This is a genomic window from Halovulum marinum (genome assembly GCF_009697225.1).
In the GTDB taxonomy this organism is placed as follows: domain Bacteria; phylum Pseudomonadota; class Alphaproteobacteria; order Rhodobacterales; family Rhodobacteraceae; genus Halovulum; species Halovulum marinum.
In genome coordinates this window covers 541,066-567,627 of the sequence record NZ_WIND01000001.1, presented here as the reverse complement: position 1 = coordinate 567,627, position 26,562 = coordinate 541,066, and the positions used below count along the sequence as shown (strand labels likewise).

The 26,562-nt window shown below is 70.2% G+C and carries 33 protein-coding genes; 13 read left to right on the top strand and 20 right to left on the bottom strand.

Annotated elements, in window-relative coordinates; all coding sequences use genetic code 11:
* Nucleotides 1–8 precede the first annotated feature (8 nt).
* On the bottom strand, nt 9–1,013 hold the full coding sequence (locus tag GE300_RS02905) for an L-threonylcarbamoyladenylate synthase (RefSeq protein WP_154444642.1): 1,005 nt from the start codon (nt 1,011–1,013) through the stop codon (nt 9–11).
* A gap of 103 nt (nt 1,014–1,116) precedes the next feature.
* Between GE300_RS02905 and GE300_RS02900 the strand changes: the two genes are divergently transcribed.
* From GE300_RS02900 to GE300_RS02875, 6 genes are all read left to right on the top strand, one after another.
* Entirely contained in the window at nt 1,117–2,826 is a 1,710-nt protein-coding gene (locus GE300_RS02900) for an acyl-CoA dehydrogenase (RefSeq protein ID WP_154444640.1), read from the top strand.
* Nucleotides 2,826–3,881, top strand: a complete 1,056-nt coding sequence (locus GE300_RS02895; protein WP_154444638.1) for an MBL fold metallo-hydrolase — start codon at nt 2,826–2,828, stop codon at nt 3,879–3,881. Before GE300_RS02900 ends, GE300_RS02895 begins: the two co-directional genes overlap by 1 nt.
* Nucleotides 3,882–3,945: 64 nt before the next feature.
* Nucleotides 3,946–4,080, top strand: a complete 135-nt coding sequence (locus tag GE300_RS02890; protein ID WP_154444636.1) for an aa3-type cytochrome c oxidase subunit IV — start codon at nt 3,946–3,948, stop codon at nt 4,078–4,080.
* Nucleotides 4,080–4,472 (top strand): hypothetical protein, encoded by a 393-nt coding sequence (locus tag GE300_RS02885; protein WP_154444634.1) that lies wholly within the window; start codon nt 4,080–4,082, stop codon nt 4,470–4,472. Before GE300_RS02890 ends, GE300_RS02885 begins: the two co-directional genes overlap by 1 nt.
* 14 nt (nt 4,473–4,486) lie before the next feature.
* Nucleotides 4,487–5,089, top strand: coding sequence for a hypothetical protein (locus tag GE300_RS02880; protein ID WP_154444632.1), 603 nt, complete (start codon nt 4,487–4,489; stop codon nt 5,087–5,089).
* A complete protein-coding gene (locus tag GE300_RS02875) occupies nt 5,089–5,910 on the top strand; it encodes an alpha/beta hydrolase (RefSeq protein ID WP_154444630.1) in 822 nt (273 codons plus the stop codon). The genes GE300_RS02880 and GE300_RS02875 overlap by 1 nt, the downstream gene beginning before the upstream one ends.
* A gap of 3 nt (nt 5,911–5,913) precedes the next feature.
* On the opposite strand, the gene GE300_RS02870 is transcribed toward GE300_RS02875, so the two are convergent.
* Nucleotides 5,914–6,660 (bottom strand): metallophosphoesterase family protein, encoded by a 747-nt coding sequence (locus tag GE300_RS02870; RefSeq protein WP_154444628.1) that lies wholly within the window; start codon nt 6,658–6,660, stop codon nt 5,914–5,916.
* 108 nt (nt 6,661–6,768) lie between these two features.
* Nucleotides 6,769–6,975, bottom strand: a complete 207-nt coding sequence (gene rpsU, locus GE300_RS02865) for a 30S ribosomal protein S21 (protein ID WP_325063074.1) — start codon at nt 6,973–6,975, stop codon at nt 6,769–6,771.
* 129 nt (nt 6,976–7,104) lie between these two features.
* Between rpsU and GE300_RS02860 the strand changes: the two genes are divergently transcribed.
* From GE300_RS02860 to GE300_RS02850, 3 genes are all read left to right on the top strand, one after another.
* Nucleotides 7,105–7,815, top strand: a complete 711-nt coding sequence (locus GE300_RS02860) for a COQ9 family protein (protein WP_154444626.1) — start codon at nt 7,105–7,107, stop codon at nt 7,813–7,815.
* Between the two features lie 104 nt (nt 7,816–7,919).
* A complete protein-coding gene (locus tag GE300_RS02855) occupies nt 7,920–8,789 on the top strand; it encodes a branched-chain amino acid aminotransferase (protein WP_154444624.1) in 870 nt (289 codons plus the stop codon).
* A complete protein-coding gene (locus GE300_RS02850; protein ID WP_407647668.1) occupies nt 8,789–9,790 on the top strand; it encodes an NAD(P)H-quinone oxidoreductase in 1,002 nt (333 codons plus the stop codon). Before GE300_RS02855 ends, GE300_RS02850 begins: the two co-directional genes overlap by 1 nt.
* Before the next feature lie 2 nt (nt 9,791–9,792).
* Here GE300_RS02850 and GE300_RS02845 read toward each other — a convergent pair whose 3' ends face one another.
* The gene (locus tag GE300_RS02845) at nt 9,793–10,419 is read right to left on the bottom strand and encodes a ribonuclease T2 family protein (RefSeq protein ID WP_233416716.1); all 627 of its coding nucleotides are present in this window, start codon (nt 10,417–10,419) and stop codon (nt 9,793–9,795) included.
* A gap of 131 nt (nt 10,420–10,550) precedes the next feature.
* Here GE300_RS02845 and GE300_RS02840 point away from each other — a divergent pair, with 131 nt between their 5' ends.
* Nucleotides 10,551–11,315: a DUF1013 domain-containing protein gene (locus tag GE300_RS02840; RefSeq protein ID WP_154444620.1), complete on the top strand. Its 765-nt coding sequence runs from the start codon at nt 10,551–10,553 to the stop codon at nt 11,313–11,315.
* A 45-nt stretch (nt 11,316–11,360) separates the two neighbouring features.
* On the opposite strand, the gene GE300_RS02835 is transcribed toward GE300_RS02840, so the two are convergent.
* Nucleotides 11,361–11,816 (bottom strand): Lrp/AsnC family transcriptional regulator, encoded by a 456-nt coding sequence (locus tag GE300_RS02835; protein WP_325063073.1) that lies wholly within the window; start codon nt 11,814–11,816, stop codon nt 11,361–11,363.
* Between the two features lie 98 nt (nt 11,817–11,914).
* Here GE300_RS02835 and rocF point away from each other — a divergent pair, with 98 nt between their 5' ends.
* Together rocF and GE300_RS02825 are read left to right on the top strand one after the other, a co-directional pair.
* On the top strand, nt 11,915–12,841 hold the full coding sequence (gene rocF, locus GE300_RS02830; protein WP_154444618.1) for an arginase: 927 nt from the start codon (nt 11,915–11,917) through the stop codon (nt 12,839–12,841).
* A gap of 20 nt (nt 12,842–12,861) precedes the next feature.
* On the top strand, nt 12,862–13,914 hold the full coding sequence (locus GE300_RS02825) for an ornithine cyclodeaminase (protein WP_154444827.1): 1,053 nt from the start codon (nt 12,862–12,864) through the stop codon (nt 13,912–13,914).
* On the opposite strand, the gene GE300_RS02820 is transcribed toward GE300_RS02825, so the two are convergent.
* From GE300_RS02820 to GE300_RS02805, 4 genes are all read right to left on the bottom strand, one after another.
* Entirely contained in the window at nt 13,911–14,720 is an 810-nt protein-coding gene (locus GE300_RS02820) for an SDR family NAD(P)-dependent oxidoreductase (RefSeq protein ID WP_154444616.1), read from the bottom strand. The two genes, GE300_RS02825 and GE300_RS02820, sit on opposite strands and share 4 nt — an antisense overlap.
* A 29-nt stretch (nt 14,721–14,749) precedes the next feature.
* Entirely contained in the window at nt 14,750–15,802 is a 1,053-nt protein-coding gene (locus GE300_RS02815) for a class I SAM-dependent methyltransferase (RefSeq protein WP_154444614.1), read from the bottom strand.
* Entirely contained in the window at nt 15,753–16,091 is a 339-nt protein-coding gene (gene clpS, locus GE300_RS02810) for an ATP-dependent Clp protease adapter ClpS (protein ID WP_407647671.1), read from the bottom strand. The genes GE300_RS02815 and clpS overlap by 50 nt, the downstream gene beginning before the upstream one ends.
* A gap of 157 nt (nt 16,092–16,248) precedes the next feature.
* Entirely contained in the window at nt 16,249–16,686 is a 438-nt protein-coding gene (locus GE300_RS02805) for a phasin family protein (RefSeq protein WP_154444612.1), read from the bottom strand.
* 256 nt (nt 16,687–16,942) lie between these two features.
* Here GE300_RS02805 and GE300_RS02800 point away from each other — a divergent pair, with 256 nt between their 5' ends.
* The gene (locus tag GE300_RS02800) at nt 16,943–18,430 is read left to right on the top strand and encodes a D-alanyl-D-alanine carboxypeptidase (RefSeq protein WP_154444610.1); all 1,488 of its coding nucleotides are present in this window, start codon (nt 16,943–16,945) and stop codon (nt 18,428–18,430) included.
* Between the two features lie 51 nt (nt 18,431–18,481).
* On the opposite strand, the gene GE300_RS02795 is transcribed toward GE300_RS02800, so the two are convergent.
* From GE300_RS02795 to ffh, 11 genes are all read right to left on the bottom strand, one after another.
* Nucleotides 18,482–19,291, bottom strand: coding sequence for a division plane positioning ATPase MipZ (locus tag GE300_RS02795; RefSeq protein ID WP_154444608.1), 810 nt, complete (start codon nt 19,289–19,291; stop codon nt 18,482–18,484).
* Nucleotides 19,292–19,392: 101 nt separating this feature from the next.
* Nucleotides 19,393–19,614 (bottom strand): 50S ribosomal protein L31, encoded by a 222-nt coding sequence (gene rpmE / locus GE300_RS02790; protein ID WP_154444606.1) that lies wholly within the window; start codon nt 19,612–19,614, stop codon nt 19,393–19,395.
* Nucleotides 19,615–19,737: 123 nt separating this feature from the next.
* A complete protein-coding gene (locus GE300_RS02785; protein WP_154444604.1) occupies nt 19,738–20,721 on the bottom strand; it encodes a hypothetical protein in 984 nt (327 codons plus the stop codon).
* A gap of 271 nt (nt 20,722–20,992) precedes the next feature.
* Nucleotides 20,993–21,376: a VOC family protein gene (locus GE300_RS02780; RefSeq protein ID WP_154444602.1), complete on the bottom strand. Its 384-nt coding sequence runs from the start codon at nt 21,374–21,376 to the stop codon at nt 20,993–20,995.
* Nucleotides 21,377–21,669: 293 nt separating this feature from the next.
* Nucleotides 21,670–22,056, bottom strand: coding sequence for a 50S ribosomal protein L19 (gene rplS / locus GE300_RS02775; RefSeq protein WP_154444600.1), 387 nt, complete (start codon nt 22,054–22,056; stop codon nt 21,670–21,672).
* 4 nt (nt 22,057–22,060) lie between these two features.
* Complete coding sequence (gene trmD, locus GE300_RS02770) at nt 22,061–22,918, bottom strand: tRNA (guanosine(37)-N1)-methyltransferase TrmD (protein WP_154444598.1); 858 nt, start codon at nt 22,916–22,918, stop codon at nt 22,061–22,063.
* Between the two features lie 39 nt (nt 22,919–22,957).
* A complete protein-coding gene (gene rimM, locus GE300_RS02765; protein ID WP_233416715.1) occupies nt 22,958–23,509 on the bottom strand; it encodes a ribosome maturation factor RimM in 552 nt (183 codons plus the stop codon).
* Between the two features lie 27 nt (nt 23,510–23,536).
* A complete protein-coding gene (gene rpsP, locus GE300_RS02760) occupies nt 23,537–23,959 on the bottom strand; it encodes a 30S ribosomal protein S16 (RefSeq protein ID WP_154444596.1) in 423 nt (140 codons plus the stop codon).
* Between the two features lie 37 nt (nt 23,960–23,996).
* On the bottom strand, nt 23,997–24,305 hold the full coding sequence (locus tag GE300_RS02755) for a chorismate mutase (protein ID WP_154444594.1): 309 nt from the start codon (nt 24,303–24,305) through the stop codon (nt 23,997–23,999).
* Nucleotides 24,302–24,832: a GNAT family N-acetyltransferase gene (locus GE300_RS02750; protein ID WP_154444592.1), complete on the bottom strand. Its 531-nt coding sequence runs from the start codon at nt 24,830–24,832 to the stop codon at nt 24,302–24,304. Before GE300_RS02750 ends, GE300_RS02755 begins: the two co-directional genes overlap by 4 nt.
* On the bottom strand, nt 24,829–26,343 hold the full coding sequence (gene ffh / locus GE300_RS02745; protein ID WP_154444590.1) for a signal recognition particle protein: 1,515 nt from the start codon (nt 26,341–26,343) through the stop codon (nt 24,829–24,831). Before ffh ends, GE300_RS02750 begins: the two co-directional genes overlap by 4 nt.
* Between the last annotated feature and the right edge of the window lie 219 nt (nt 26,344–26,562).

Here is a 26,562-nt window from a genome sequence, read left to right as displayed (position 1 = left end):
GCGTCGGTTCAGCCGTCCTTGGCCCGATCTTCGCCGGGACGCGGCGCCGCCGCCCGGCGCAGGCGGTCGTTGATCGCCCGCCCCAGCCCGGTCTCGGGCACCGGATCCACCAGCACCCGGTCCAGCCCCGCCGCCCGTGCCTCGGCGTCCAGCGCGTGCAGATGGGCGAACAGATGCGCCGCCGCCTCGGTCAGGTCGCGGCTGTCGGACAGGCTCAGCCCGCGCCGGCCGGCCAGCGGCCCGAACGCCAGCCACAGCGCGCCGGCAACGGCGACGTCCGCGTCCAGGATCAGGCGCACGCCCGGCGCGTAGTGCGAGCCGAGCTGTCCGGGCGCGGTGATCCCCTCGGCGGCGACCGGCGGCGACAGCGGCCGGCGCAGCGCCGCCTCGATCGCCTCGGCGGGCAGCCCGCCGGGGCGCAGCAGCCGCGGCACGCCGTCGGTCACGCCGATGATCGTCGACTCGACGCCCACGCCGGTCGGCCCGGCGTCGATCACGCCGGCGATGCGCCCGCCCAGGCTGTGCAGCACATGGTCCGCCGTGGTCGGGCTGATCCGCCCCGACGCGTTCGCCGACGGCCCCGCCAGCGGTCCGCCGAAGGCGCGCAGCAGCGCCCGCGCCACCGGATGCGCGGGCACCCGCAGCGCCACGCTGGGCAGGCCGGCGGTCACAAGATCGGCCAGCGGCGCGCCCGCGCGGCGCGGCAGCACCAGGGTCAGCGGGCCGGGCCAGAACGCATCGGCCAGGATCTGCGCGTCGTGGTCGAACTCGGCCAGCGCCTCGGCGGCGGCAAGGTCCGGCACGTGCACGATCAGCGGGTTGAAGCGGGGCCGCCCCTTGGCGGCGAAGATCGCGGCCACCGCGCGCGCGTCGGTGGCGTCCGCGCCGAGTCCGTAGACAGTCTCGGTCGGGAAGGCGACCAGCCGGCCATCGCGCAGCATCGCCGCGGCGGCGCGCAGCCCGCGGCCGGTGTCGCCGAGGCGGATCGTGTTTTCGGACGGTGGTGTCGCCATGACGCAGCGTCGGTCCTTGTCCGTAAAAAAGGCGGGCTCTACGGTTCGGGCCTGCGGTATGAGGAAACCGCCCGCGACACAAGCGGCAATCGGGAGGACCGGGATGAGCTATCGCGCACCGATCCGCGAGATGCGGTTCTATCTGGACAGCGTTCTGGGGGCGCATCGGCTGGCCCGGACCGACCGCTATGCCGAGGCGACGCCGGACACCGCCGACGCCGTGCTGGCCGAGGCCGCCCGCCTGGCCGAGGACGTGCTCGCGCCGCTCAACCGCGCCGGCGACCTGCACCCCGCGCATCTGGAGAACGGCGTCGTGCGCACCTCGCCCGGGTTCGCCGATGGCTACCGCGCCATCGCCGACGGCGGCTGGGTCGGCATCGCCGGCGATCCGCGCTGGGGCGGCATGGGCCTGCCGATGACGCTGACCTCGTGCGTGAACGAGATGCTGGGCAGTGCCTGCCTGTCGCTGTCGCTGTGCCCGCTGCTGACCCAGGGCCAGATCGAGGCGCTGGAGCATCACGCCGACGACGCGCTGCGCGATCTGTTCCTGCCGAAGCTGAATTCCGGCGAATGGACCGGCACGATGAACCTGACCGAGCCGCAGGCCGGCTCGGACGTCGGCGCGCTGCGCAGCCGGGCCGAGCCGAACGGCGACGGCACCTACGCGGTCAGCGGGCAGAAGATCTACATCTCGTGGGGCGATCACGACCTGGCCGGGAACGTCTGTCACATGGTGCTGGCCCGCCTGCCCGACGGCGCGCCCGGCACCCGCGGCATCAGCCTGTTCATGGTGCCGAAGTACCTTCCCGACGACGCCGGCAGGCCGGGGCCGGCCAACGCCCTGTCGGTGGTCTCGCTGGAGCACAAGATGGGCCTGCACGGATCGCCCACGGCGGTGATGCAGTTCGACGGCGCCACCGGCTGGCTGGTGGGCCCGCCGCACGGCGGCATGGCGGCGATGTTCACGATGATGAACAACGCCCGGCTGGGGGTCGGCGTCGAGGGCCTCAGCCAGGCCGAGGCGGCGTACCAGAAGGCGCTGGCCTATGCGCTGGAGCGCCGGCAGGGCAGGCCGCCGGTCGCGGGCGGCACCGGCACGATCCTGGACCATGCCGACGTGCGGCGGATGCTGATGACGATGAAGGCGCAGACCGCGATGGCGCGGGCGATCTGCCTGGACTGCGCGCTGAGCCTGGACATGGCCAGGGCCGGGCAGGGCGACGACTGGCAGGCGCGCGGCGCGTTGCTGACGCCGATCGCCAAGGCGTTCGGCACCGACACCGGCTGCCGCGTGGCCGAGTTGGGCGTGCAGGTCCATGGCGGCATGGGCTTCATCGAAGAGACCGGCGCCGCCCAGTTCTACCGCGATGTCCGGGTGACGGCGATCTACGAGGGCACCAACGGCATCCAGGCGATGGACCTGGTGGCGCGCAAGCTGATGGACGGCGGCACCGCGGCCCGCGCGCTGCTGGCCGAGGCCGGGACGACCGCCGAACGGGCCGCCGCCGCGCAGCCGGAGCTGTCGGCCGGGCTGAGCGCGGCGGTCGACGCGCTGTCCGACACGCTGGACACGGTCCTGGCGATGCCGGACCTGAACGACCGATTCGCCGGCGCGGCGCCATTCCTGCGCGGCTTCGCGCTGGTGCTGGGCGGGCACTACCTGCTGAAGGCCGCGCTGGCCGAGGATGCGCGGCTGCCGCTGGCGCGCTTCGCCGTCCGGCAGATGCTGCCCGAGGTGCCGGCGCTGTGCGCCGCGGCAAGGGCGGGGGCGGCGGACCTCTACGCGCTCGACGCCGACGCGCTGGCGGTCTGATGGACGGCGGCGGCGAGGAATTGCGCTTCCCCCATGCCGACGCCCCGCCGCACGGCGAGGCGCGGACGGTCGCGCCGGGCATCCTGTGGCTGCGCCTGCCGCTGCCGATGAAGCTGGACCACGTCAACGTCTACGCGCTGGACGAGGGCGACGGCTGGACCCTGATCGACACCGGTTTTCACACCGGCAAGACCCGCGCCCTGTGGGAGCGCATCCTGTCCGGCCCGCTGCAGGGCCGCCCCGTGCACCGCGTCGTGCTGACCCATCACCACCCCGACCATGTCGGCATGGCCGGCTGGTTCGCCGCGCGCGGCGCCGAGGTCTGGGCCACCCGCACCGCCTGGCTGATGGCGCGGATGCTGACGCTGGACGTGCAGGAGCAGGCCTCGGCCCGGCAGATCGACTTTCTGCGCGGCGCCGGCATGCCGGCGCCGCTGCTCGACCAGCGGATGTCTGAACGGCCGTTCAATTTCGCCGACGTGGTGCATCCGATCCCGCTGGGCTTCCGCCGGCTGGTCGAGGGCCAGACCGTGCGCATGGGCGGCCGCGACTGGACCGTGCGCATCGGTCACGGCCACGCGCCCGAACACGCGACCTTCTGGGCCGCGGACGGAACGCTGGTGCTGGCCGGCGACCAGGTGCTGCCGGGCATTTCGCCCAACCTGGGCGTCTACCCGACCGAGCCCGAGGCCGACCCGGTCGGCGAATGGCTGGAAAGCTGCAGCCGGCTGCAGATCCTGGCCACCGACCGCCACTATGTGCTGCCCGGCCACAAGCTGCCGTTCTACGGCCTGCCCGAGCGGCTGGCGCAGCTGATCCAGAACCATCGCGGGGCGCTGGCGCGGCTGGAGGCGCACCTGGACCGGCCGCGCACCGCGCACGACTGTTTCCCGGCGCTCTACAAGCGCGAGATCGGCGAGGCCGAATACGGGCTGGCCCTGGTCGAGGCGGTCGGCCACCTGAACCACCTGCTGCGCAGCGGCCGGGCCACCCGCCGCCGCCGCGACGACGGCGCCTGGGCCTGGCAGGCGGCGCGGCGTTCGCTTAGGGCGTGACATTCTGCTACGCTTTGCGTAAGGGAGCGCGAACGCTGGACTATGCAACCGGAGATCACGGGACATGTCGGAACACGAGCACGGCAAGATGGACATCACCGAACAGGAAAAGACGTTCGAGGGATTCATCAAGTTCTGGATCTGGCTGTTCGGCATCAGTGTCGCGACGCTGATCTTCCTGGCGATCTTCAACTCCTGATGGCTCGCGCCGGCCGGCGCCTTCGGTCCTGCCTGGCCGCCCCGGCGATCGTGCTGGCGTGGGCGGCAGCCGGCGCGCCCGCGCTGGCGGTCGATCCCGACACCGTCGAGCGCTTCGTGCGGCTGTCGGACCGGTTCCACGCGCAGCTGGAAGGCTCCTCGCCGGTGGCGGGGCTGAGTGCGCCGCAGCGCCGGTCGCGGGCCGTGTGCATCCTGACACGCTTCGAGGAAGGTTTCGGCGCCGCCGGCGTCCTGCAGTTGCTGGACCTGATGAGCGTGCTATCGAAGGGTGCGCAGTTCGACGATCCGACGATCATTGCCTTCAACGAACGGTTCGGCGCGGACTACAGGATGATCCAGGGGGAGTGCACGCGCCAGGCGCGGGGCTCCTGAAAAAGGAATTGCTCATGGGCCTAGGCCGGCTGATCGCCCCGGTTCTGATGCTGATGGCTCTGGCCGGCTGCGCGGTCGAGGTCGGCGCCCCGGCCGAGGAAATCGCCCGCGCCCGGTTTGTCCCGGCAGATGCGCCCTATGTCGCGGTGGTGTCGATGGTGGCCTACCGCGACGGTCGGGCGGCGCACACGGCGCTGTTCATCAATGCTTCAGAACGGGTGATCTACGATCCGGCCGGAACCTTTCAGCACCCCGCCATGCCGGAGCGGGGGGACATAAACTACGGTGCGACCGACCGGATGATCGACTATTACGAGCGCTACCACGCGCGGAAGTCCCATTTCGTCCATGTCCAGAAGATCCCCGTCTCGCGCGAGGTGGCCGAGGCGACGCTGCGCCGCGCGCAGGCGCAGGGGCCGTCGCCGAAATCCTTCTGCACCGTCGACACGATCGCGGTGCTGAACGGGGTGGACGGGCTGCCCAGCTTCCGGAGCAGCTTCTTCCCCGAGCAGCTGCGCACCCAGGTGGCGCGCCTGCCCAACGTGATCGACCGCTACGTCTACGAGGACGACACCGAGAAGGCGCTGCCTCCCGAAGCGTTGCGGCCGGCCCGCTGATGTCGGCGGCTGGGCGGCTGGCGGTCGTGCTGCTGACGATCGTCGCACTGCTGATCGGCATGCTGTGGTTCACCCGCACCGACTTCATCTACCTGTTCACGCGGACCGCGGCGGGCCCGGCCGACCTGCCGCGCACCAGCGTCGAGTTGCTGCCCGCGCATGGCGACGACCCGGCGCTCGAGGTCTGGGTCACCCAGCCCGAACCGGGGTATCCGGTGTTCGTCTATTTCATGGGCGACGTCGGCGCGCTGTCGGTCTACGAGCCGCGGTTGCGCGACATCGCCGAGGCCGGGTTCGGCATCGCCGCCATGGCCTATCGCGGCGGCGGCGGCCAGGCCGGAGAGCCCTCCGAGGAGGCGCTGTTCCGCGACGCGCGGCGGCTGTACGCCGGGCTCGACACCCTGTTCGCCGAGCCGGTGGGCGAGAACAGGCGGGTGATCTACGGGTTCTCGCTGGGCGCGGCGCTGGCCGCGCGGCTGGCGGCCGAGCAGGAGGAGCTGACGTTGATCCTGGAGGCGCCGTTCACCCGGCTCTGTGCCGCGACCACCGGTCTGATCGGGCTGCTGCCCGGCTGCTGGATGCTGGCCGGCGAGGAATACGCGACGCTCGACAATATCGACAAGGTGGATACGCCGCTGCTGATCCTGCACGGCACCGCCGACGACCGGGTGCCGGTGGCGCAGGCGCGGGCGCTGTTCGACGCCGCCCGCGACCCGAAGTTCATCCGGGTCTACGAGGGCGGCGGGCACGAGGACCTGGGCCGCTTCGGCGCCACCGACGACACGCTGAGCTTCGTCCGGGTGCTGAGCGGCATGCGCTAGCGATCAGCGCAGCAGCGGCAGCGACGCCAGGCCGGCGCCGGTCAGCTCGGCCTGGTCCTCGTCCTCCAGCACGATGCACGACAACCTTCCGCCGAACACCGCGCCGGTATCCACGCCGATCCGGTTGCCGTGGTTCTCGACGCGATCGGTCGGCGTGTGGCCGTGGACCACCACCGCCGGGTGCGCGCCGGTGTCGGACAGGAACGGCTCGCGGATCCAGATCAGGTCCCACAGGTCCTGCCGGTCCAGCGGCACCCCGGGCCGGATCCCGGCGTGGGCGAAGAAATACCCGCCGATCCGGGCGCCGAACGCGGCGCCCTCGAGGAACGCGACATGCGCCGCGGGAACCGCGCGGACGAACGCGCGGTGCGCCCGCCCGGGGGCCAGCGCGTTCGCCGTGACGCCGTAGGACGCCAGCGTCCGGCTGCCGCCCAGCGCGCGGCTCAGCCAGTGCAGGCGGTCGCTGCCGCGCACCGGCGGCTCGCGCAGGTATTCCAGGAACATGTGGTCGTGGTTGCCCAGCAGGAACAGCGTCGGCAGCGGCTCCGCGGCCAGCGCCACCAGCCGCTCGATCACGCCGCGGCTGTCGGGGCCGCGGTCGCCGTAGTCTCCGAGAAAGACGATCAGCGGCGCGTCATGCGGGCGCTGCGCCAGGTCCGCCGCGATGCGGTCCAGCACCGTGTCCAGCTGCTCCAGGCAGCCGTGCACGTCTCCGATCGCATAGATCCGGCGGCCGTCGGTTCCGGGCATTGCGCGGGCGTCCTGTGGCGAGGGTCTGGAAACGACAAAGCCCCGTGGCTGATGCCCGGGGCCCGTCTGGGGCAGGCCCGAAGGCCCGCTTCACGCGGCAATGCCGACTTAAAGCAGCCCTTCGCGCTGCGCTTTCTTGCGCGCCAGCTTGCGCGCGCGGCGAATGGCCTCGGCCTTTTCGCGGGCGCGCTTCACCGAGGGCTTCTCGAAATGCTGCCGAAGCTTCATCTCGCGGAACACACCCTCGCGCTGAAGCTTCTTCTTGAGAGCCCGGAGCGCCTGGTCGACATTGTTGTCGCGTACCTGTACCTGCACTGGTTTTCACCACCTTTCCGTCGGTTGGAGTTTCGAAATCTCGCAGGAAGCCGCTATATAACAACGACACGCCGCACTGTCCACACCCGGCGCGGCGCCTGAACGGACCTCAATTCGACGAGAGACAGCATGACAGACGAACAGACGCCGACCGCCGACAGCGTCGCGCAGGTACGCCAGGCCGTGCTGAGCGCAGCACTGCCCAATGTGGCCTTCGACGGCTGGACCGATCGCACGCTCGCCGATGCGGTGCGCCACGCCGGGGTCGATCCGGGGCTGGCACGGCTGGCCTTTCCGCGCGGCGGCGTCGATCTGGCGCTGGCGTTCCACCATGCCAACGACGAGGCCCTCGCCGCCCGGCTGGAGACCGAAGACCTGGCCGAGATGCGCTTCTCCGAGCGCATCGCCCACGCCATCGCACTGCGCCTGGAGATCGCCGCGGCAGAGCGCGAGGCGGTCCGCCGGGCAGCGGCGCTGTTCGCGCTGCCGATCCACGCGGCCGACGGCGCCCGCGCAGTCTGGCACACCGCCGACACGATCTGGACCGCACTGGGCGACCGATCCGACGACGTGAACTGGTACACCAAGCGGATGACGCTGTCGGCGGTCTATTCCTCGTGCGTGCTGTACTGGCTGGGCGACGACAGCCCCGGCCATGCCGACACCCGCGGCTTCATCGACCGCCGCATCGCCGACGTGATGCAGGTCGAGAAGGTCAAGGCGGCGATGCGCGACAATCCGCTCGGCCGCGCCTTCATGGCCGGTCCGGGCCGCCTGCTGGGCGGCATCCGCGCCCCGGGCGCGGGCGGCGCCGACCTGCCCGGCCGCTGGCGCCACTAGCCGGCCGGCGGGACCGGGAACGGGTTGCACCCCGGCGGGGCCGGCGCGAAGATGCGCGCCGGACGCCCCCGGTCCGGCGGGGCAGCAACGCAAGGGCATACCGCATGGCAATGGGCACCGTCGCGCAGACCTGGTTCAGGGGCACATGGCACGAGGGCAACCTGCCGATCCTGGGCGCGGCGGACCACGGCACCTGGCAGGGCACGCTGGTGTTCGACGGCGCCCGCGCCTTCGAGGGCGTGATGCCGGACCTGGAGCCGCACTGCGCGCGGCTGGCGCGCTCGGCCCGGGCGATGGGCATGGACCCGGTGATGGAGGGGCCCGAGATCGCCGCGCTGATTCGCCAGGGCGTCCGGCGCTTCGCCCCCGGCGCGGCGCTGTACCTGCGGCCGATGATGTGGTCGACGGAATCGTCGCCGGCGCTGATCGACGCGCTGCCCGGCTCGACCGCGATGGCGATCTGCATCGAGGATCTGCCGATGCCCGAGCCCGCCGGGCTGGCGCTGACCGTCTCGCCCTACCGGCGGCCGCGGCAGGACACCGCGCTGACCGAGGCCAAGGCCGCCTGTCTCTATCCGAACAACGCGCGCATCATCGCCGACGCCCGCCGGCGCGGGTTCAACAACGCGCTGTCGCTGGACCTGGACGACAACGTGGCCGAGACCGCCTCGACCAACGCGTTCATGGTGCGCGACGGGGTGGTGTTCACCCCGGTCCCGAACGGCACCTTCCTGGCCGGCATCACCCGGGCGCGGGTCATCGGCCTGCTGCGCGACGCCGGGCACGAGGTGGTCGAGACGTCGCTCGGCGTGGCCGATTTCCACCGGGCCGACGAGATCTTCCTGACCGGCAACGCCTCCAAGGTCATGCCCGTGACCCGCTTCGAGGACCGCGACCTGCCGGTCGGCCCGGTGGGCAAGGCCGCCCGCGCCGCCTATTGGGACTTTGCCCATTCCGAGCTGGAGACCGCCTGATGAGCCTGCCCGCGACGATGACCGCCGTCGAGATCTCCTCCCCCGGCGGCCCCGAGGTGCTGAAGCCGGTCGCGCGGCCGGTGCCGCGGCCGGGCGCGGGCGAGATCCTGATCCGCATCGCCCACGCCGGGGTGAACCGGCCCGACGCGCTGCAGCGCGCCGGCAGCTACGCGCCGCCGCCCGATGCCTCGGACCTGCCGGGGCTGGAATGCAGCGGGCACGTCGCCGCCGTCGGCCCCGGCGCCGGCCGCTGGTCCGAGGGCGACGCGGTCTGCGCGCTGCTGCCCGGCGGCGGCTATGCCGAGTACGCGGTGACCCCCGCCACCCACGCGCTGCCGGTGCCCGAGGGGCTGGACCTGGCGCAGGCGGCGGCGTTGCCCGAGACGTTCTTCACCGTCTGGAGCAACGTCTTCACCCGCGGCCGGCTGGCGGCGGGCGAACGTTTCCTGGTGCACGGCGGCTCGTCCGGGATCGGCACGACGGCGATCCAGCTGGCGCGGCTGCGCGGCGCGCGGGTGTTCACCACCGCCGGCTCGGACGAGAAATGCGCCGCATGCGAGGCGCTGGGCGCCGAGCGCGCGGTGAACTACCGCGACCGTGATTATGTCGAGGCACTGCGCGAGGCGACCGGCGGGCAGGGGATCGACGTCAGCCTGAACATGGTCGGCGGCGACTACATCGCCCGCGACCTGAAGCTGCTGGCCGCGGACGGCCGGCTGGTGATGATCGCGTTCCTGCAGGGGCCGAAGGTCGAGCTGAACCTGGCGCCGGCGATGGTGAAGCGGCTGACGATCACCGGCTCGACGCTGCGGCCGCAGTCGATGGCGGCGAAGACGGCCATCGCCGAATCGCTGGAGCGCGAGGTCTGGCCGCACCTGGCCGCCGGGCGCATCGGGCCGGTGATGGACCGCAGGTTCGCGCTGGCGGATGCGGCCGCGGCGCACGCCCGGATGGAAAGCTCGGCGCACATCGGCAAGATCGTTCTGGACGTCGCCGGCTGACCTCAGCCCTGCGGCAGCGGCGCGATCGCCACCCGTTCCTGGCGGCACGAGGCGCGGATCTCGGCGGCGCAATCGCGCGGGTTGAGGTCCTTGTCCAGGCAGATCTGGATCTCGGTCATCCGGCCGCGCTCGCAGGTGACGGCGATGCCTTGCGGCGGCAGTTCCGGGTTCAGCATCAGGATCGTGTCGCGGATCGAATCCAGCGGAACCTCGACGTCCTTGTCCAGTTCTTTCAGCGACCAGGGCTGGGTGATCGATTCGTAGGCATAGCGCGCCGCCCGCAGGTAGGTGTCGCCCTCGAGCCCCGAGCAGCTGCCGTGCTTTTTCCACATCCACCACGCCCGGTCGCCGCTGAGCATGATATCGGCCATCGCGTCGGCGGATTCCCGGGTCGGGCCGACCGCGCCGCTCAGGCAGAACGACGGCATGCCCTCCTCGAAGCGGGGGAAGAAGCCGCGCAGCACGAAGCCGCGACCGGTCTCGCCGGCGCAGTCCTTGCTTCCGGCCTCGGCGCAGATGCTGGGCGACCAGCCCATCGAGAGGATGTAGTAGTCGAAATTGCCGATTTCAGCGGCGTCGACCCGCGCGAACAGCGCAACCGTGAAAAACAAAGACAGGACGCGCTTCATCGGAAGCCCCCTTTCCCTGTTTGTCGAATGCAGGTATACACCCGTTTGCATTCCCCGACAAACTGCAAATACGGCAAATGCCCCGCGGTTTTCCTCGGGAAACCCGCGTGTTGAGACAAGGACGAGATAAAATGGCACTGCCCCTGATGCAGAAGGCTACGGCTGTGTGGCTGGTCGAGAACACAACCTTGACGTTTACGCAGATCGCCGAGTTCTGTGGCCTTCACGAACTGGAAGTGAACGGTATCGCCGACGGTGAAGTCGCCGTCGGCATCAAGGGATTCGACCCGATCGCGAATCACCAGCTGACCCCGGACGAGATCAAACGCTGCGAGGACGATCCCCGCGCCCGGCTGCGGCTGATGCACAACCCCGCCGCCGAAGGCGAGACCAAGCGCAAGGGGCCGCGGTACACGCCGCTCAGCAAGCGCCAGGACCGGCCGGCGGCGATCGCCTGGCTGGTGAAGTTCCATCCCGAGCTGTCCGACGGCCAGATCGCCAAGCTGGTCGGCACCACCAAGCCGACGATCCAGTCGATCCGCGACCGCACGCACTGGAACATGTCGAACATCCAGCCGGTCGACCCGGTGGCGCTGGGCCTGACCAAGCAGGTCGAGCTGGACGCCGCCGTGGCCAAGGCCGCCAAGCGCGCCGCCAAGACCGGCGAGGCGCTGGACGACGAGGCCCGGATGAAGCTGGTCTCGACCGAGCAGGCGCTGTCGATGGGGGACGAGCCGCGGATGCCGTCGAGCATCTCCGGCCTCGAGACCTTCAGCCTGAGCCGCAAGGACGAAAGCACGGACGAGGACGAGGGCAAGCCCGGGAAGAAGTTCGACGCCGACAGCCTGTTCAACCTGCCGAAGTCGGACGACAAGGATGACGAGGACGAGGACTGAGATCCGGCGGCGGCCGCACAGGCCGCCGCCAATCGGCCGGGCGCGTCAGCCCACCGTGTCCAGCAGCAGGCAGGACTGGCTGCTGACCACGCCCGGTACCTCGCGGATGCGCCGCAGCGCGGCATCGAAATCGCGCAGGTCGGCGCAGTCCATCTCGGCCACCAGATCCCAGTTGCCGTTGGTCGAGTGCAGCCGCGCCAGCTGCGGCAGCGCCGCCAGCGCCCGGATCACCGCGCGCGACAGGCTGCCCTCCAGCTCGATCAGGACGATGGCGCGCACGCGGTCGTCCTCCTGCCCGGTACCAAGCTCCACGGTGAACCGGCTGATCACCCCCGCCGCGACTAGCCGGTCGATGCGCGCCTTCACCGTGGCGCGCGACAGGCCCAGCGCCGCGGCCAGCGACGACACCGGCAGGCGCGCGTCGCGGCGCAGCGCGGCGATCAGCCGGCGGTCGGTCGCATCGGGCAGCTGAGTTTCCATCTTGTCCGTTTCGCTTGTCACTCTGTCCAATCCATAGCCGAAAATGCGCAGATTTGCGACTATCTGCGAACGGCACGCCCGCGCCATGTTGTGACAGAGGCAAAGGGCGGACGCAGATCATGACCGACGGCAAGTGCATCCTTCTGGGCGCTCCGGTGCAGGATGGCGCCGGCCGCCCGGGCTGCATCATGGGGCCGGACGCGCTGCGCACCGCGGGCATCGCCGCGGCGCTGACCGGTCTGGGATTTCCGGTCGAGGATCGCGGCAACGTCACCGCGCGCCCCGCCGATGTCGCGGCGGCGCCGCCGGCGGTAAAGCAGCTCGACGTCGTCGCCGGCTGGACCGCGGCACTGACCGATGCGGCGCGCGCGGCCATGCGCGACGGCTTTCCAGTGTTCATGGGGGGCGATCACGCGCTGTCCGCCGGCACCGTCGCCGGCGTCGCCCGCCACGCGCAGGACGCGGGCCGGCCGCTGTTTGTGCTGTGGCTGGACGCGCACCCGGACCTGCATTCGCCCGACACCACCCGCAGCGGCAACCTGCACGGCACGCCGATGGCCTACGTCACCGGCCAGCCGGGGTTCGACGGGCTGTTCCCGCCGCTGCGCGCCCGCGTCGCGCCCGCCCACGTCTGCTTCATGGGCCTGCGCTCGGTCGACGAGGCCGAGGCCGCACGGCTGGACGGGCAGGGCTTCGTCACCCACGACATGCGCGCCATCGATACCCACGGCGTGCTGCGGCTGCTGGAGCCGTTCCTGGAGCAGATCGCGGCCGCGAACGGGCTGCTGCACGTGTCGCTGGACGTCGATTTCCTCGATCCCGAGATCGCCCCGGCGGTCGGCACCACCGTTCCCGGCGGCGCCACCGTGCGCGAGGCGCACCTGATCATGGAGCGGCTGCACGACAGCGGCCTGGTCACCTCGCTCGATCTGGTCGAGCTGAACCCGTTCCTGGACGAACGCGGCCGCACTGCGCGGCTGATGGTCGATCTGACCGCCAGCCTGATGGGCCGCCGCATCCTCGACCGCCCGACCCGCAGCCACTGACGGAGACGCAGATGAACGCCATGACCCCGCCCGCCCCGTCGAAACTGGCGATGGTGCCGTTCGTCAGCGTGGACAACATGATGCGCATGGTCCGCGATGTCGGACCCGAGCGGATGATGACCGAGCTGGCCGAACGGATCGAGGCCGACTTCCGCCGATGGCCCGCGTTCGACAAGACGCCGCGCATCGCCGCGCACTCGCCCGAGGGGGTGATCGAGCTGATGCCGACCAGCGACGGCAAGGCCTATGCCTTCAAGTACGTCAACGGCCACCCTGGGAACGTCCGCACCGGCCACCAGACGGTGACCGCCTTCGGCGTGATCTCGGACGTGGAGACCGGCTATCCGGCGCTGCTGACCGAGATGACGCTGCTGACCGCGCTGCGCACGGCGGCGACCTCGGCGATGGCGGCGCGGCACCTGGCGCCGAGCGACGCGTCGGTGATGGCGATGATCGGCAACGGCGCGCAGTGCGAATTCCAGGCGCTGGCGTTCCGCGCCATGCTGGGAATCGAACAGGTGCGGCTTTACGACATCGACCCGGCGGCGACCGCGAAGGCGGCGCGGAACCTTGCCGCCGCCGGGTTGCGGGTGACGTCCTGCGCCAGCGCGCAGGAGGCGGTCGCCGGCGCGCAGATCATCACCACCTGCACGGCCGACAAGCAGTTCGCGACGATCCTGACCGACAACATGGTCGGCGCCGGGGTGCACATCAACGCCATCGGCGGCGACTGCCCCGGCAAGACCGAGCTGCACCGCGACATCCTGCTGCGCAGCGATATCTTCGTCGAATACCCGCCGCAGACCCGAATCGAGGGCGAGATCCAGCAGCTGGACCCGGACCACCCGGTGACCGAGCTGTGGCAGGTCGTCACCGGCCGGGCGCAGGGACGAAGGAACGCCAGCCAGATCACCCTGTTCGACAGCGTCGGCTTCGCGATCGAGGATTTCTCGGCGCTGGGCTACGTCCGCGAACGGGTCGCTCGCACCGGGCACTGCCAGATGCTGGACCTGCTGGCCGACCCGGACGATCCGCGCGACCTTTACGGGATGCTGCTGCGCTCGGCCGGCTAGTGCGCCGGCGTGTCCATCGGGTCGAGCATCGTGCGCCCGCCATCCACCGCCAGGATCTGGCCGGTGACGAAGCTGGCGCTGTCCGAGGCCAGGAATACCGCCGCCTCGGCGGCCTCGTCGGCCTCGCCGATGCGGCCCAGCGGCGTGACTGCGGTCAGGTTGTCCTGCAGGTCCCGCCGGTCCTTCAGCGCCGATTGCAGGCTGGCGGACAGGACCGAGCCCAGCGCGATCGCGTTCACCCGGATCCGGTGCGCGGCGAAGGCCACCGCCATCGACCGGGTCAGCTGGTCCACCGCCGCCGAGGCCACCGAATAGGCCATCAGCTCGGGCAGGGTGCGGCGCGAGGCGATCGAGGTCACGTTGACGATGCTGCCGATGCCGGCGCGGTCCTCGTCGGCCGGGCCGGCCAGCTTGATCATCCGCCGCGCCACCGCCTGGCTCAGGTGCAGGGTGGGGCGCACGTTCAGGTCCATCAGCGTCTCGAAGGTGGTATCGTCGGGGTCCAGCGGGTCGGACTTGCGCACCTCGCGGCTGGCGTTGATCAGGATGTCGATGCCCTCGAACTGGTCCACCGTGGCCGCGATCAGGTTGTTGACCGTCAGCTTCTCGCGCAGATCGCCGGCGAAATGACTGACCTCGCGCTCGGATTTCCGCAGCGTGGCGGCTTCGGCCTCCAGCCGCTCCTCGTCGGTGCCGGTCATCATCACGCGGGCGCCGTGGATGGAGAACCGGCGGGCGATGGCAAGGCCGACGCCCTGGCTGGCGCCGGTCACGATGACGGTCTTGCCGTCCAGGGAAAAGGCCATGGGAAGGGGTCCTCTGTGGCTCTGCGCCGCTAGCCGCGCCGGGGCTGGTCGGCCGCGAGTATCTTGTAGCGCGAATCGGCCACCAGAATCTCGCGCTTGCGGAAGTGCGCGTCGAGCGTGCGTTCGTAGGGCAACTGCCGGTTGGCGACCAGCAGCAGCCGTCCGCGCGGCGTCAGTAGCCGTGGCGCGGCGGCGATGAACGCCTGGCCAAGCGACGGGTCCGCCGCACGGCTGACGTGGAACGGCGGGTTCGAGACGATCAGATCGTAGGGGCCGCCGGTCCAGGCGGTGGCGTCGGCCCAGTGCACGCGGGCGCGCGGATCGGTGACGTTGGCCCTCGCGGCCTCGGCCGCCGCGTGCTCGGCCTCGATCAGATCGCAGCTTTCCAGACCGGGCGCGCGCGCCAGCAGGGCCATGCCCAACGCGCCCCAGCCGGCGCCCAGATCGGCGGCCCGGCCCTTGGCGTCCGCCGGCAGATGCTCGATCAGCAGCTGTGTGCCGGGATCGACCCGGGCGGCGCTGAACATGCCCGGCGCGGTCAGCAGCCCGTCGGCATTGGCGCGGGTCCGGCCCGCCTCGGCCCAGGCCGGGATCTCGGGCGGCAGCGCGCCGGGATGCTCGATCCAGGCGATCTTGCCGTGCGCCTTGGCGGCGACGCCCGCCACCGGCAGCAGCTTGCGCAGCGTGCGGATCATCGTGTCCACGCCGTCGGTCTTCTGCCCGTCCAGCAGCAGCCAGCCGCCGGGGGCCAGCGCCCGCAGCGCCTCGGCGATCCGGCTTCGGGCGGCCTCGCGGTCGCGCAGCAGGCAGACGATGGCGATCGCCGCGGCGCCGGCCGGCGCCTCCAGCGCGACGCGGCCGCCGGCGGCCGCGATCCGGTCCCAGGCGGGGCGGAAGCCGGTGACATGAAGCACGTCCGCCGCGAACGGCGGCGCGAGCAGCACATCGGTCCCGTCGAACACCACGGCGGGTCCCGCCGGGGGCGCCAGCCCGGCCTCGAACGGCAGCGAAAGGCGATCTGTCAGGATGCGGCTACTCTTTTTCCATGGTGCACTGGAGCGGGTGCTGGTTGCGCCGCGCATAGTCCATCACCTGAGTCACCTTGGTCTCGGCGATCTCGAACGAGAACACGCCGACCACGGCGACGCCCTTCTTGTGCACCGTCAGCATGATTTCGACCGCCTGCGCGTGGTTGATGCCGAAGAACCGCTCCAGCACATGCACCACGAATTCCATCGGCGTGTAGTCGTCGTTCAGCAGCAGAACCTTGTACAGCGGCGGGCGCTGGGTCTTGGGCTTGGTCTTGGTCGCGACGCCGGTCTCGCCCGCGCCGTTGCCATCGCCCTCGTTCCCGGACGGTCCTGCCATCATCTCGGTTCGCATTGCTCTCCCCAAAGTGGCACTCGATGGTCGGCCCTGGTTGGGTTTATATATCGGTGCGGCGCGGCGAGAAAAGGGGCACCCGCCCGGCCGCAATAGGAAAAGGGGGCCGAAGCCCCCTTCCCGTCGTCCCGAGATCCGGCGTGGATCAGACGCCGAACGACTTCATGTTCTCGGTCGCGGCGTTGACGCGCTTGTTCAGCGGCGCGGCGACGTCCTTGGCAGCGGACATGAAGATTTCGTTCATCTTCGTGGCCTGGCCGACGAAGCCTTCGAACGCCGACTGGGCGAAAGCGGTCTGCTTTTCCATCAGTTCGGTCATGTTCTTGGCCGAGGCCATGTCCTGGGCGGCGGCGACGCCTTCCTCGAAGGCTTTCTTCGAGTAGGCCGACACCTCGGTGCCGATGCCTTCGGCGGCCTTGGCGGCGATCTCGGAGGATTTCACCAGGGCGTCCAGGTTGCCCTGGCCGAACGAGGTAATGTCTTCGAAACTCTTGGTCATTTTTTCCATCTGCTCGGTCATGCTCTTCTGAGCGTCTGCGGCGAATTCTTCGACCTTCGCGGTCGTGGTGTTGCTCTGGGCCATGTCGTCCCCTCCACAAGCGGTGTGATGTTAAGCGGTGTGATGGTTCATATTGCAGTGCAACATAGTCCTTATGCTGCACTGCGTCAAGAGGTGGGAGCTGGGCAGACGAAACTGGAGAGTTGCATGAAGACCACCCCCTCAGACTTTGAAAAGAGGGGGTTTTCGCAATGGAGTTCCCGTGTTACCGTTCCTGCGAACAACAAATGGGATCGAAAAATCGATCCTGATGAGGCAGTCAACATCGGCGGAGAATCCGATGCTATTTCAGGCAGGACGCGGGCTTTCGCTCGCCGTGGTCCTCGTGCTTTGGACCACAGTCGCGCAGGCGGCACCTTATGCGGCACTGGTGATGGACGCGCGTGACGGTCGTGTGATTCACGCCACCAATGCGGACACCCGGCTACATCCGGCGTCCCTGACCAAGATGATGACCCTGTATCTGGTGTTCGACGCGATCAGGAACGGCAAGCTGCACCTCGACCAGAAGATTCCGATTTCGCGCTATGCGGCGTCCAGGCCGCCGTCCAAGCTGGGTCTGCGCGCCGGCTCCAGCATCGAGCTGCGCTACCTGATCCGCGCTTCGGCGGTGAAATCCGCGAACGACGCCGCCGCCGCGCTGGCCGAGGCCGTCGCCGGCAGCGAATCGGCGTTCGCGCAGCTGATGACCGCGACCGCGCGCGAGATGGGGATGCGCAACACGACCTTCCGCAACGCCTCGGGGCTGACCCAGAACGGGCACCTGTCGACCGCGCGCGACATGGCGATCCTGGGCCGGCAGCTGTTCTACGATTTCCCCGAGTACTACAACCTGTTCAGCCGCCGCTCGGCCAACGCCAAGGTCAAGACGGTCTACAACACCAACCGCCGTCTGCTGGACGCCTACTCGGGCGCCGACGGCATCAAGACCGGCTACACCCGTGCCGCCGGCTTCAACCTGGTGTCCTCGGCCGAACGCGGCGACCGCCGGGTGATCGTGTCGATGTTCGGCGGCTCCAGCTCGGCGGTGCGCAACAAGAAGGTGGCGCAGCTGATGGACATGGGCCTGAAGCAGATGCCGAGCCGCGTGGCGGTGGCCCGCCCGGCGCGGATCTCGGTGCCCTACGGCCGCACCGGCGGCGTACAGGTCGCCATGACCACCAAGCTGAAGAAAAGCCCGCGCCCGGAGCTGCGGCCGCGTCCCGTCGTCAACGCCGCCGCCGCCGATGCCGCGGCGTCCGAGATCGCGCGCTCGGTCGCCTCGGCGATGCGCTCGACCGAACCGCTGCCGGTCGCCGTCGCGACCAAGACCGCGCCTGCCGCGGCGCTCGAGATCGCCACGGCGGTCGCCGCTGCGGTGCCGGACGGCCCGGCCGCGGGCAGCCGGGTGCCGGCGATCGGCGCTCCGCCGGCGCGCCCGGGCGATCTGCGCACGGCCGTCGCCACGCGCCAGGACGGCAGCACGGGCAGCGCGCCCGAACCGGCCAAGACCGTACGCGTCGCCAGCAGCACAAGCACAGCCGGCGGCGGCTCGTGGGTGGTGCAGCTGGGTGGAACCCACAACCGCAGCCAGGCCGAGCGCCTGCTGCTGATCACCGCCCTTCAGGAGATGGAAGCCCTGGAAGGCTCCAAGCGCGAGATGAAGCCCGCCGGCAGCCCCGGCTGGTATCGCGCCCGCTTCGTCGGCCTCAGCGAGGATCAGGCCCAGACGGCCTGCGCCAGACTTGCGGCCCGCCAGACCCCCTGCGAGGTCATGCAAGGCGGCTGAGGCCAATCCGCCCGGGTGTCGCCCCCTCACGGCACCCGGGCGAATTGATCCCTAGATGTGAAGTTCGGTTTCGGGCAGGTCCAGCGCGCGCATCAGGTCGCGCAGCTCCTGCCGGGCGGCGATGTTCGACATCGTCAGCCGGCCGCCGCCGGCGTCGCCCAGGTCCAGCAGGGTCAGCCCCTGCAGGAACAGCTCGCGGAACACGACGCGTTCGGAAAAGCCGGGGATCATGCGAAAGCCGATCCGCTTGGCCAGCTCGGACAGGGCCTTGCCGACGCGGCGCTTGTTGATCGCGTCGGTGGTCGAGACCCGGTTGCGCAGCACCGCCCAGTCCACCGGCTTCAGCCCGGCGCGGGCACGCAGCTGCCGCGCCTTCCACACCATTTCGGCATAGATGCTGGGTCCGGCGACCTTGCCGGTCGCGGGGTCCAGCCGCGCCAGCAGGTCGAAGTCGATCAGGCTGTCGTTCAGCGGCGTGATCAGCGTGTCGGCGGTGGAATGCGCCATCTGCGCATAGCGCGTGTGCGCGCCGGGGCAGTCGATGACGATGAAACGGTTGCCGCGGTCCAGCTGGTCAAGCGCGGCGGTGAACCGGCTCTCCTCCTCGACGCGGGCGGCGCGCTGGCTGTCCTCCTGCGAGGGCTCCAGCTCGTGGCTTTCGGGGATCGGCAGCGCCAGCCCCTCGCGCGTGGCATAGGCGCGGCGGTTGCGGACATAGGCCATCAGGCTCTGCTGGCGCAGATCCATGTCGATGACGCCGACGGTATAGCCGGAACGCAGCAGGGCGGTGGTGACGTGCATGGCGGTGGTCGACTTGCCGGACCCGCCTTTCTCGTTCCCCAGAACGATGATGTGCGCCATGCCACCCCGCAGCCTGAGCGCCGCGCGCCCGTCTGCGCACGGCGAAGCTTGTCATCTCGGAAGCAGACCGGCCGGGGCGAGCGCCCCGGCGCCGGCCGGTCTCAGAAGCCGAGACCTTCGTATTTCTTCTTGAAGCGCGACACGCGGCCGCCGGTGTCCATCAGGCGGGTCGAGCCGCCGGTCCACGCGGGGTGCGAGCTGGGATCGATGTCCAGCGTCAGCGTGTCGCCCTCGGACCCGTAGGTCGAGCGCATCTGGACGATGGTGCCGTCGGTCATCTTCACATCGACGACGTGGTAGGCGGGGTGCAGGTCTTTCTTCATGGTCTGGTCCTCTGGTCGGGACTGAGCCGGTTGCGGCCGCGGTCTGCCGCGCCGGGAACCGGTCGCCCCTTGGGTATCGGGATGTCGCGCGATAGCAGGATTATCCTGTCCCCGCAAGGCCGCTCAGCCGTCCGCGGGCGGCGGCTCGGGCCGCGGCGACAGCGGATCGTAAAGCGTGGTGCCCGAGCGGTCGGCGGTGCGCGTCTGCCGCAGCGAGCGCAGGTCGGCGCGCGCCGCCTCGTAGTCGATTTCGGGCATCTTCTCGGCCTGCCGCTGGCGGCGGATCTTTTCGCGCACTTCGCCGTAGGCCAGCGCCATGCCCGACCACGGCAGGCAGACCGCGAACAGCGAGTAGACCAGAACGATCGCCGCCAGCGCCCCCATCGAGGTCCACGACGGCTCCATCGTCAGCATCATCTTCGCCGGCAGGTGCCCGAAGAAGGCGGACGGCAGCGCCACCAGCAGCAGGTACAAAAGCACCTGGTGCGGAACATAGCGGCCCAGCCCGTAGATCAGGTCGTGGTTCGGCGAATACTGCACCGCGTTGGCCGCAATGGCCGCCATCGGCGCGCCGAACACCGCCATCACCACGCCCAGCAGCAGGGTGAAGGCCAGGTTCAGCAGCATGATCGCGGTGCTGCCCTCGGCCTGCAGCTGGTTCAGCACGAACGAGGCCGGCGGCGCGCCGGCGCCGGCGGACCGGGCCTCGACCAGCGCGCGCAGCACCTCGGCCGCGGCCGGGTCCATCGCCGGGATCACGATGAAATAGAAGACCGCGCCGATGATCGAGCCGAACAGCAGCAGCAGCAGCAGCTGCAGCAGGAAGTAGACGAACAGCATCCGCGCCGTCGCGGTCATCAGACCGCTGGCCGTGGGCGCGGCGGTCAGCTTCAGCGCCTGCAGCGCCGCCCGCAGCCCCTGCACGACCACGAAGGCGTAGCCGAAGGTGCCCAGCAGGAACAGGATCAGCCCGATCACCCAGGGATTGTCGGTGGCGAAGAACAGCCCCACCGAGATCAGGATGTAGCAGACCAGCACCGGCAGGAAGCGAAGCATCACCTGCGGCGTGATCCAGAAGGCGCGGAGCATGAAGGCCGGTATCGACATGTCCCGCAGTCTATACCGGATCATGGCGAAAATCGGACCGCGGGCCGGCAGCGCGCACGAAAATGGGCGGCCCGTGCAGGCCAGCCCATTGCATGTTGTGGTGCAAGTTCTGTCAGGGACGCGCGGCGGCAAAGTCTCGGTGACGCAACGCGTCTCGGGGTTCGGCTTTGCGGCGCAAGCGGCCCCTCAGAGGTCGTTGCAGATTGTCCACATCTGTCGGCGCGTCGCTGCCTCCGGGCGCGGCCCGCCGATCCTCACGGGAAATCCGACATCAGCGCGCATCCCCATTGGGCGCGTCGCTTTGCGACCGGTGCGAGAGCACGTTGAGGATCTTGCCGGCAGGATCGGCAACGAAGAAGCGACGCACGCCCCACGGCTCATCCGTCAGGTCGTATTCGATTTCGCAGCCCATCTTCCTCGCGCGGTCGTACACCGCGTCCACATCGTCGACCTCGATGGAAATCTCGGGCACCGGCGCCCCCGAACCGCCTTCGCTCATCAAGCTTATCTGGGTGGTCGCGCGTTCTTCCGACCCGAGCGTCACGATCCACCCGAAATCCATCAGCACGCCAAGATCGAAAAGGTCCATGTAGAACTTCTGCGTCTCGCCCGGGGCTTCTGCCGCGATGTTTGCAACGATACGCAGTACTGTCATTTGCTCATCTCCCAACCATGTCCCATCGCAGAAAACGCCGCCCACGATGGAAACCTGAATGCAAGACCCTTCGCTCCGCTGCCGGACTCGCTTGATTGGGGCGGGGCAACCTCCACCGGGGTGACGGCGATGAAACAATCGCCGATGCGAGAACGAACTCTCTCTCGAAAACAGCTACATGCGATGGCTGTCGAGAGAAAGATCGGCCGGTATCCGGTACCGAATTCCGGCACCACATACCGAAAAGGGCGGCCCCTGCTGGACCGCCCCCGAAATCGCGCCGATTGTGGCGTTCAGGCCCCGGCGCGGTCGCGCAGCGGCCGGTAGTTGGTCTTCTCGGCGATGCGGGCCGACTTGCCCCGGCGCGAGCGCAGGTAGTACAGCTTGGCGCGGCGCACCTTGCCGCGGCGGACCACGGTGATGTCGTCGATGTTCGGCGAATGCAGCGGGAAGATGCGCTCGACGCCTTCGCCGAACGAGATCTTGCGCACGGTGAACGACGCGCCGATGCCCTTGCCGCCCTTGCGGCTGATGCAGACGCCCTCGTAGGCCTGCACACGGGTCCGGGTGCCTTCGGTCACTTTGTAGCCGACGCGGATGGTGTCGCCGGCGGCGAAGTCGGGGATGGTCTTGCCCAGCTCCGCGATCTGCTCTTTCTCGAGCGTCTCGATGATGTTCATCGCTTCAGTCCTTCTGCTCGCCTTTTGCGGCGATGGTGTGCGCATCCGAGAGCTCCTGGCCTTGCACCGGGTCCCCACTTTCGTGAGCCCGCCAGAGATCGGGACGACGTTCCTTCGTCAGGGCCTCCGCCTGCTCGCGCCGCCAGCTGGCGACCCTGGCATGATCGCCCGAGAGCAGGACCTCGGGTATTTCATGCCCCTCCCAGACGGCGGGCCGGGTGTATTGCGGGTACTCCAGCAGACCGTGGGCGAAGCTTTCCTCCTCCACCGACGCCGAGTTCCCGAGAACGCGGGGTATAAGCCGAACCGTGGCGTCGATCAAGACCTGAGCTGCGATCTCGCCGCCCGACAGGACGTAGTCGCCGATCGACACCTCGAGCACGTTCCGCGAGTCCAGCACACGCTGGTCCACGCCCTCGAACCGGCCGCACAGCAGGGTGACGCCATCGGCCTGGCTCAGCCGTTTCGCCAGCGTCTGAGACAGGGGCACGCCGCGCGGCGACAGGTAGATCACCGGCCAGTCGCCGCGCGCGCCCTGCGCCGCCGCGTCCAGTGCCCGGCCGACCACGTCGGCGCGCAGCACCATGCCGGCGCCGCCGCCGGCGGGGGTGTCGTCGACATTGCGATGCTTGCCGGTGGCGAAGTCGCGCAGCTGCAGGGTTTCCAGCCCCCACAGCCCCTCGGCCAGCGCGCGTCCGGTCAGCGACAGGCCCAGAACGCCGGGAAACGCCTCGGGAAACAGGGTGATGACCCGCGCGGTCCACGCGCCGGCGCGGGCATGGCTTTCGGCCATCAGGTCGCGCGGCTGCGCGGTCGGGCGGATCGACAGCCGCCCGTGCGAGCGCGCCGGCCGGTCAGCCATTGCGCGCCGCCCGTGCGACCGGCACCGCCGCGCCGCCGCTCATTCCGGCTCCTCCGCCGGCCCGTCGGGCCGGTCGTCGTCGAACAGGCCCAGCGGCGGGTCGGCGACGATGCGCCCGGCGCCCGGATCGACGGTCGGGACCGCGGCCAGGGTGAAGGGCAGCAGCACCGGGCGGGGGCTGCCCGGAACCGCGATCTCCAGCAGATCGCCGGCGCCGTGATCGTGCACCGCGCGCACCCGGCCCAGGACATGTCCGCCGGTGTCCACCACCTCCAGCCCGATCAGGTCGGCGTGGTAGAACTCGTCGTTGGGCAGCGCGGGCAGGCGCTCGCGCGGGGCGTAGAGGCGCTGGCCCTTCAGCGCCTCGGCGTCCTCGCGGGTGGCGACGCCGCCCAGCCGGGCGGCGAACCCGCCCTTGACCGGCCGGGTCAGGCGCAGCGTCAGGGTGCGTCCGTCCTCCAGGCTCAGCGGACCGTAGTCGCCGACGGCGCCGGGGTCGGCGCAGAACGACTTGATCCGCGCCTCGCCGTGCACGCCGAAGGCGCCGGCGATGGCGCCGACGCAGACCATGCCCTCAGGCCGCCCGGCCATGCCCCGAGCCCTTCAGCCGCGGCCCGCTCAGCCGGCGGCTTCTTCCGAGGCTTCCTCGGCCGGGGCCTCCTCGGCGGGGGCGGCCTTGGCCTGCTCGGTGGCCTCGGCGGCGGCGGCGGCCTTGGCGGCCTTCTCCTCGGCGCGCTCCTGCGCCTTCTTGCCGGGCTTCATCTTCTGCGGGCTCAGGCGCTCTTTCTTCTCGACCACGCCGGCGGCCTCCAGCATGCGGCTGACGCGCTCGGTGGTCTGTGCGCCATGGCCCAGCCAGTGCTTCACCCGGTCCAGGTCCATGACGACGCGCTCTTCGCTGTCTTTCGGCAGCAGCGGGTTGTAGGTGCCCAGCTTCTCGATGAAGCGGCCGTCGCGGGCCATGCGGGTGTCGGCGGCGACGATGCGGTAGAACGGGCGCTTCTTCGAGCCGCCGCGGGCCAGTCGGATCTTGATTGCCATTGTGGTGTCTCCTCTGAATGGCGGGGTCGGGGGCGCGTCAGGCGTCCCCGGTACGGATCTGCTCGTGGTGGCGGATGACTTCCGCGATCACGAAGTTCAGGAACTTGCGGGCGAACGCCGGGTCCAGGTCGGCGTCCTTTGCCAGCGCCTCCAGCCGGGCGATCTGCCGCTCCTCGCGGCCCGGATCGGACGGCGGCAGCGCGTGCTCGGCCTTCAGCCGGCCGACGTCCTGTGTCAGGCGGAAGCGTTCGGCAAGGGTGTAGATCATCACCGCATCCAGCCGGTCGATCGACTTGCGGTGCTCGGCCAGCAGGGCGGCGGCGCGTGCGGCGGCGTCGGCGGTCATCGCAGGTCTTCCGGCGAAGGGTGGCGGTAGACCAGCACCGGCTCGTCGCCGAAATTGTGCCTGGCGTCGGGATCGAGCCGCGCGCCCAGGCGCTCGGCAAGGCGGCGCGAGCGGCCGTTCTCGGGCGCGATGTAGCTGACCGCGGTGGTCCAGCCCAGCTCGTCATAGGCCCAGGCGCGGGTCGCCTGCGCGGCCTCGGTCGCCAGCCCGCGGCCCTCGGCGGCGGCCCACAGGGTCCAGCCGATCTCGTGCTCGGCCCAGCCCTCGGGGAACCAGGGGCCGATCAGGCCCAGGCAAGTGTCGTCGCCCTTCATCGTCACCGCGAACATGCCGAAGCCGCGCATCTCCCAGTGCGCCAGCTCGGTGCAGAAGCCGCGCCAGGCTTCGGGACGCGTCTTAGGCCCGCCCATGTGGCGCGACCGTTCCGAGGTCATCAGCCGGATGAAGCCGTCGACGTCGCGCGGCGCCGGGCGGCGCAGCAGCAGCCGCTCGGTCTCGAGCGTGGGGATCGCCGTGGCGGCGTTCATTTCTTCTTGCCGAAGCTGGACAGCGGCGGCAGCGCCGGGCCGCCGGCGCCGGGGAAGCCGGGCGGCAGGCCGCCGGCGTCGCCGCCCGCGCCGGGAAGACCCCTGGGCATGCCGCCGGGCATCCCGCCCGAGGGCATCATGCCGGGCGGCATGCCGCCCTTGCCGAACAGCGCGCCGAGGCCGCCGCGCATCATGCCCTTCTTGCCCATCTTGCCCATCTTCTTCATCACGTCGGCCATCTGCCGGTGCATCTTCAGCAGCTTGTTCAACTCGCTGACGTCCTGGCCGGCGCCCCTGGCAATGCGCTTCTTGCGGCTGGCCTGCAGGATCTGCGGGTTGGCGCGTTCCTTCCTGGTCATCGACTGGATCAGCGCCACCTGGCGGCGGATGACACTGTCGTCGAAGCCGGCGTCCTCGATCTGCCGGGCCATCTTGCCCATGCCCGGCATCATCCCCATCAGGCCCTGCATGCCGCCCATCTTCTGCATCTGCTCAAGCTGCATCTTCAGGTCGTTCATGTTGAACTGACCCTTCTGGAAGCGCTTCATCATCCGCTCGGCCTGCTCGGCCTCGAGCGTTTCCTGCGCCTTCTCGACCAGCGCGACGATGTCGCCCATGCCCAGGATGCGGCCGGCGATGCGGTCGGCGTGGAACTCCTCCAGCGCGTCCATCTTCTCGCCCAGGCCGACGAACTTGATCGGCTTGCCGGTGACCGCACGCATCGACAGCGCGGCGCCGCCGCGGCCGTCGCCGTCCATCCGCGTCAGCACCACGCCCGAGATGCCGATGCGCCCGTCGAAGTTCTCGGCGGTATGCACCGCGTCCTGGCCGGTCAGGCCGTCGACCACCAGCAGCGTCTCGCGCGGGGTGGTGGCGTCGCGGACCGCCTCGACCTCGGACATCAGCTCGTCGTCGATCGACAGGCGGCCGGCGGTGTCCAGCATGTAGACGTCATAGCCGCCCAGCGACGCCTGCTGTTTCGCCCGCCGGGCGATGGCCACGGCGTCCTGTCCCGGCACGATCGGCAGCACGTCGACGCCGATCTGGGTGCCGAGCACGGCCAGCTGCTCCATCGCCGCCGGGCGGCGGGTGTCGAGGCTGGCCATCAGCACGCGCTTGCCCTCGCGGTCCTTCAGCCGCTTGGCCAGCTTGGCGGTGGTGGTGGTCTTGCCCGAGCCCTGCAGCCCGACCATCAGGATCGGTGCGGGGATCTGGTCGATCTTCAGGTTGGCGGCGTCGGCATCGTCGCCGGCCAGCACCTGCACCAGCTCGTCATGGACGATCTTGACGACCTGCTGGCCCGGCGTCACCGACTTGGTGACGGCCTGGCCGGCGGCCTTGTCCTGCACCGACTTCACGAAATCCCGCGCGACCGGCAGCGACACGTCGGCCTCGAGCAGCGCGACGCGCACCTCGCGCAGGGCGGTCGCGACGTCGGCCTCGCTCAGCGCGCCCTGCTTCGTCAGCTTGTCGAAGACGCCGGACAGGCGTTCGGATAGGTTCTCAAACATCGGCGGGCTCCTTCGGGTCCGGCGTGGCAGGGCGAGGCGGGGCGGCCGGGCGCACGCGGGCCGACGCGCGGCGCGGGCCGTCGCCCCGTCCGCTATCCGTCATCCATCCGCGTCTCGTCCGCCACATGCGCATGTTCCGTTCGCCAAACCATGATAGCACCCGCGGGCGCGACGCGCTGACGGATGGCGATCCTGACGTAAGTGCAGGACCGGAAGATG